Annotated in this window: 4 protein-coding genes; 3 read left to right on the top strand and 1 reads right to left on the bottom strand. The window is 67.2% G+C overall.

The genetic code is table 11. The annotated features are described in order from the left end of the window. Positions 1–37: 37 nt before the first annotated feature. Positions 38–856, bottom strand: coding sequence for a transglutaminase family protein (locus DBV14_RS19880; RefSeq protein ID WP_124461273.1), 819 nt, complete (start codon positions 854–856; stop codon positions 38–40). 336 nt (positions 857–1192) lie between these two features. Here DBV14_RS19880 and DBV14_RS33475 point away from each other — a divergent pair, with 336 nt between their 5' ends. From DBV14_RS33475 to DBV14_RS19890, 3 genes are all read left to right on the top strand, one after another. After that, positions 1193–1342: a hypothetical protein gene (locus DBV14_RS33475; RefSeq protein ID WP_185546070.1), complete on the top strand. Its 150-nt coding sequence runs from the start codon at positions 1193–1195 to the stop codon at positions 1340–1342. A gap of 11 nt (positions 1343–1353) precedes the next feature. After that, the gene (gene katE, locus DBV14_RS19885) at positions 1354–3558 is read left to right on the top strand and encodes a catalase HPII (RefSeq protein ID WP_124461275.1); all 2205 of its coding nucleotides are present in this window, start codon (positions 1354–1356) and stop codon (positions 3556–3558) included. A gap of 259 nt (positions 3559–3817) precedes the next feature. Continuing rightward, positions 3818–5932, top strand: coding sequence for a CHAT domain-containing protein (locus DBV14_RS19890; RefSeq protein ID WP_260397139.1), 2115 nt, complete (start codon positions 3818–3820; stop codon positions 5930–5932). Positions 5933–6000: the final 68 nt, after the last annotated feature.

The following is a 6000-nucleotide window of genomic DNA, read 5'->3' on the forward strand; positions in this document are numbered from 1 at the left end:
CCCCCGGGAGGGGAAGGAGCAAAACCGGAAGCAAAAGCTACTGCAGCACCTCTTCCGTCGTCACGTCGAAACGCTGCAGCGTGTTCGCCCCGAACACCATCGTGATCGGCACGTCGGCCGCGTCGCGTCCACGTGCCAGCACCACGCGCCCGATGCGCGGCGTGTTGTGGCGCGCATCGAAGGTGTGCCAGCGGTTGCCCAGGTACACCTCGAACCACGCGCTGAAATCCATCGGGTAGCGCACCGGCGGAATGCCGATGTCGCCGAGGTAGCCCGTCACGTAGCGCGCCGGAATGTTCATGCAGCGGCACAGCGTGATCGCCAGGTGCGCGAAGTCGCGGCACACGCCCGTGCCCTCGCGGTAGCCTTCGAGCGCGGTGCGCGTGGCGCGCGCGTTCTGGTAGTCGAAGCGCAGGTGCCGGTGCACGAAGTCGCAGATTGCCTGCACGCGCGGCCAGCCCGGCGTGACGTTCGAGAAGTTCGCCCATGCGAACTGCAGCAGCTCGCTGTCGACCTCGCAGTAGCGGCTCGGCAGCACGAAGGGCAGCGCCGACACCGGCAGGTCGGCCGCCGAGTGCTCGATGGCGCCCAGGTCCACGGGGTCGGGCCAGCCGGTGTCGTACACCACCGCATGGTTGCGCAGCCGCACGCTGCTCACGCCCGGCGGCACGTGCACGCGCGCGCAGTGGTTGTCGAAACTGTCGCGGTAGTGGTCCGTGGCGAGCGGCGGGCTGATGGTGATGTGCTCGCTGCCTTGCAGGTCGGCGGCGCGCGACGGATGCACCTGCAGCATGTAGATCAGCGCCGTGGGGGCGGTGACGCCGAGCTCGATGTCGAAACCGATCCTGATCTGCATGGCGTTCTTTCTTTCTTCCCTGGGGTGGTCCGGGTGATTGCGCCCGGTGCGCGAGACACTGTGAAGACGACAAGCACGATTGATGCCGCCTTGTTGCCCATGCTATGCGAGAGGCCCGTGCGCGCCCCACGGCCAGTACGCGCGAAGCGTCGTAGGCCGGCGCGATGCGCTGTCGGTGCGCTCCTACCGCGCACCCGCCGCTTCTCCCACAGAGGGGGGAGGGCGGCCACTACGGGGCGCGGTGCATGCGAAACATAAGCTTGCACTTCACCTGCAAACCCGCCGGAGCCCTGTGCCTCCGCGCGGCCCGCCCCGTCTGCTTCCTTGGAGGGAATCATGGAGTTTTCATCGCTTTTCGACTCGCTGACCACCGCATGGGGCGACGAGATTCTTGTCTGGGCCGTCGCCGCCGTTGCGGGATGCATTTGCCTGGTCGCGTTGGTGAATGTGCTGGACATGTTCCTCGACAACAACGAAGCGGGCTGAGCGCCCTTCCCATGAAAGATTCCAAGTCCCCGATGACGCCACAGAACAAGGCCGCCGCAGGCCGCCGGGCCAGCGCCAAGGCGGGCGACGGCAGCAATGCCAAGCAACAGCAGCTCGAGGGCTTCACCGTCGAGCATCCCACGCACCTGAGCACCAACCAGGGCCTGCAGATTCCCGACAACCACAACTCGCTGAAGGCGGGTGCGCGCGGCCCCACGCTGCTCGAAGACTTCATCCTGCGCGAGAAGATCACCCACTTCGACCACGAGCGCATTCCCGAGCGCGCCGTGCATGCGCGCGGCTCGGCGGCGCATGGCTACTTCCAGGTCTACAAGTCGATGTCGCAGTTCACCTGCGCCGACTTCCTGCAGGACCCGGACGTCAAGACGCCCGTTTTCGTGCGCTTCTCGACCGTCGCCGGTTCGCGCGGATCCGCCGATACGGTGCGCGACGTGCGCGGCTTTGCCGTCAAGTTCTATACCCGCGAAGGCAACTACGACCTGGTGGGCAACAACATCCCGGTGTTCTTCATCCAGGACGCGATGAAGTTCCCCGACCTCATTCATGCCGTCAAGCCAGAGCCGCACCACGAGATGCCGCAGGCCGCGAGCGCGCACGACACCTTCTGGGACTTTGCTTCGCTCATGCCCGAGAGCACCCACATGCTGATGTGGGCCATGAGCGACCGCGCCATTCCGCGCAGCCTGCGCATGATGGAGGGCTTCGGCGTTCACACCTTCCGCTTCATCAACAGCCGCGGCGAGAGCCACTTCGTGAAGTTCCACTGGAAGCCCAAGCTCGGCATCCACGGCCTGGTGTGGGACGAGGCACAGAAGATTGCCGGCAAGGACGCCGACTTTCATCGCCGCGACCTGTGGGAAGCCATCGAGAACGGCGACTTTCCCGAGTGGGAACTCGGCGTGCAGGTCATTCCGCAGGACAAGGAACACTCGCTCGGCTTCGACCTGCTCGACCCCACCAAGCTGATTCCCGAAGAGATGGTGCCGGTGCAGAAGATCGGCCGCATGGTGCTCAACCGCAACCCCGACAACTTCTTTGCCGAGACCGAGCAGGTGGCCTTTCACCCCGGCCACGTTGTGCCCGGCATCGACTTCAGCAACGACCCGCTGCTGCAGGGGCGGTTGTTCAGCTACACCGACACGCAGATCTCGCGGCTGGGCGGCGCCAACTTCCACGAGCTGCCGATCAACAAGGCCGTGTGCCCGTTCCACAACTTCCAGCGCGACGGCATGCACCGCCAGACCATCGCGCGCGGCCAGGTGGCCTACGAGCCCAACACGCTGGGCAGCGGCACCGAGTTTCGTGTCGATGGCGGCAGCAACGGCTTCCAGTCGTTCCCCGAAGAGATCGATCCGCCGAAGGTGCGCCGGCGCAGCCCGTCGTTCGACGACCACTTCACGCAGGCTCGGCTGTTCTTCAACAGCCAGAGCGCGGCCGAGAAGGAACACATCGTTGCGGCCTTCCGCTTCGAACTGTCGAAGCTCGAGGTGCCGGCGATTCGCCAGCGCATGGTCGACAACCTAGCCCACGTCGATGAAAAACTCGCACGCCGCGTGGCCGAGCCGCTGGGCATCGGCGAGCCCGACGCCAAGGCCGCCGCAGGCCGTGCGGGCTTTCGCGACCATCGCATTGCGCTGCCCATCGACGAGTCGCCCGCGCTCAGCATGGCCGACACCGGAGATGGTTCGGTCCGCACACGCAAGATCGCCATTTTGGTGGCCGACGGTGTCGACTCGGCTTCGCTGAAGCCGATCCGCGACGCGCTCGAACAGGCCGGCGCGCAATGCAAGGTGGTGGGCCCGAAGCTTGGCACCGTGGCCAGCGCGTCCAAGCGCCAGATCGATGTCGACATGACCTTCGCGAACACGCCATCGGTCATGTTCGACGCCGTGCTGGTGCCCGCGGGCACCGACAGCGCCATAGCGATGGCCGGCATCGGCGATGCGGTGCACTTCGTGCTGGAGGCGTACAAGCACTGCAAGGCGATCTGCACCGTGGGCGAGGGCGTTCAACTGCTGTCCACGCTGGGCATCACTGCGGACGGCGATGCGCCGGCCGGCGTGGTGGTGGCGGCAACGCCGGTCACCAACCTGGGCGATGCGACCGCCGTCACGCAGATTGCGCAAGACTTCATTGCGGCCATTGCGAAGCACCGGCACTGGGACCGGGCGAACATCGACGCCGTACCGGCGTAAGGGCGAAGAAGGTGCCTGCAGGCCGCGGCCCTTAGTCCTTTTGCGCTAGACCGTATTGCGAATAGGCGCGGCGGGACCCCGCTCCTAGACTTTCCCCACGAGGCCTGAACGGCGCGCACTTTCGACGCGCCAGGCATCCGCAGCAACAGCGGATGCACCGGCCCCGCGCGGGGGTCCAATGGCGTGGTTTTCGAGATGGGGATGGGAGCGCCCTGCACGTCGTCGTGCGGGTGTCGCGGGTGCGCTGGGTCTTGCAGGCATGCTTCTCCTGGGCTTCGGCCCTTCTTCTCCTGCAACGGCACAACAACAGCAACAGCGGCAGCAACAACAGCAGCAACAGCAATCGCCACAGGCGTCGGGCGCCGAGGCCGCCGCCGACCGCATGGAGCAGGCGCGGCTGGCCGACACCGACACCTTGCTGGCACTGACCAGCGAAGGCGCGGTGCTGTACGGCCAGGACGCGGTCAAGCTCTCGGGCTACCAGTACTGCAGCCAGGCCGTGGCATTGGCCGAGGCCGGCGAGTTTCGACAGAGCGTGCGCGCCGCCAGCAAGGCGCTGCACCTGGCCAACGCCACCAACGACCCGAACCTGATGGCGATGGCCAACCGCGATCTGGCCATCGTCTACAGCTATTCGGGCCAGCTCGAAAAGGCCGAGGAGTTCGCCCGCGAAGCGCTCAAGCATCCGGCGCGCGACCCCAAGCTGGTGGTCGGCCCGGTGCAGAAGGTGATCGGCGACGTGCGCACGCGGCGCGGCGATTTCTCCGGCGCGGTGCTCAGTTATGACGAAGCCCTGGCCAACAGCTCGCCGCGCTATGCGCCGCTGGTGCAGGCCTCGCTGGTCAACGCCCTTATCGAGTCGGGCGACCCCGCACGCGCACGCGAGGTGCTCGGCACCATGGCACCGCCCAAGGACGCACCGCTCACCGCGCAGCTCGACCGCACGCGTGCGCGCCTGCTGCTGGCCGAGAACAAGCCGGCTGAGGCGCGCGACATGTACCGCGCGCTCACGGCGCGCCAGGTCGGCGCCGACACCGAGTACTACCGCCTCTGGGCCTGGGACGGCGTGGCGCGCAGCGAAATCGCGCTGGGCCAGAAGCAGGCCGCGGCCGAGGCCGTGGGCCAGGCGCTGGGCGGCGTTGACAAGGTGCGCGCCAGGTTCCGCAGCGAAGAATTCAAGATGGGCCTGTTCTCGGACCTGCAGACCGTGTTCGAGCGCGGCGTGTCGGTGTACAGCGACGCGGGCGACGCGCGTCAGGCCTTCGAGGTGAGCGAGCACAGCCGTTCGCGCGCGCTGCTCGACGCGGTGCGCGGCCGCGCGAAGATCAGCGAGCAGTCGGCCAACACCGTCGACCTTGCCACGCTGCAGCGCACGCTGGCCGCGGACGAACGCGTGGTGCAGTTCCACGCGCTGCCCGACCGGCTGGTGGTGTGGGTCGTGAGCCCGAGCAACATCACCGAGAAGACGGTGGCGGTGAAGCGCGACGAGCTGAACGAGCTGGTCGAGACCTTCCGCAACTCCATCGTGCGCGGCCGCCGCACCGCGATCGCCAATGCCGACAAGCTCGGCGCCGCGCTGCTCGGGCCGCTCGGCCTGTCACCGGGCCAGCGCCTCATCGTCGTACCGCACGGCCCGCTGCACTACCTGCCGTTCCAGGCCCTGCGCCTGGACGGCCGCTACGTGATCGAGACGCACCCGGTGTCGGTGGCGCCGTCGATCAGCATCGCCGTGCAACTGGCCCAGCGCACGCCGCGCGTGAGCGCCTCGCTGGTGGCCTTCGGCAATCCGCGCATCGAAGACAAGTACGACCTGCCCGGTGCCGAGACCGAGGTGAAGCAACTGGCGCAACTGTTCCCGCGCAACACCGTGTACATGGGCGCGGCCGCCACCAAGACCCAGTTCCGCGACGTGGCCGCGCGCTCGCCGCTGATGCACGTGGCGGCACACGCGGAGGCCGATGCGGTCGACCCGCTGTACTCGCGCATCCTGCTGGCCAACGAAGGCGGCAAGCAGAACTTTCTCGAAGCACACGAAATTCTCGGACTGCCGATGGACGGCACCGCGCTGGTCACGCTGTCGGCCTGCGAGTCGGGGTTGGGGCGCATCGCGCAGGGCGACGAGGTGCTGGGCTTCACGCGCTCGTTTCTCTCGGCCGGCAGCTCGAGCCTGATCGCGTCGCTGTGGCCCGTGTCCGACGACGCCACCGCGGTGCTGATGGGCACGCTCTACGGCGAGCTGTCGAAGGGCCGCGACATCCAGAAGGCGATGCAGGCCGGGCAACTCGCCGTACTGAAGGACCCGAAGATGTCGCATCCGTTCTTCTGGGCGCCGTTCAACCTGATCGGCAATTGGCGCCTTACGGTGGGGAGCTGACATGGTGTTCTCTTCCCGTTCTTTGGGTTCGTGGCTTGCTGTTTGCGGCCGTCGTTCAGGGCGCGCCC

Origin of the sequence: Variovorax sp. KBW07, assembly GCF_003852515.1 — a bacterium.
Classification (GTDB): Bacteria; Pseudomonadota; Gammaproteobacteria; order Burkholderiales; family Burkholderiaceae_C; genus Variovorax.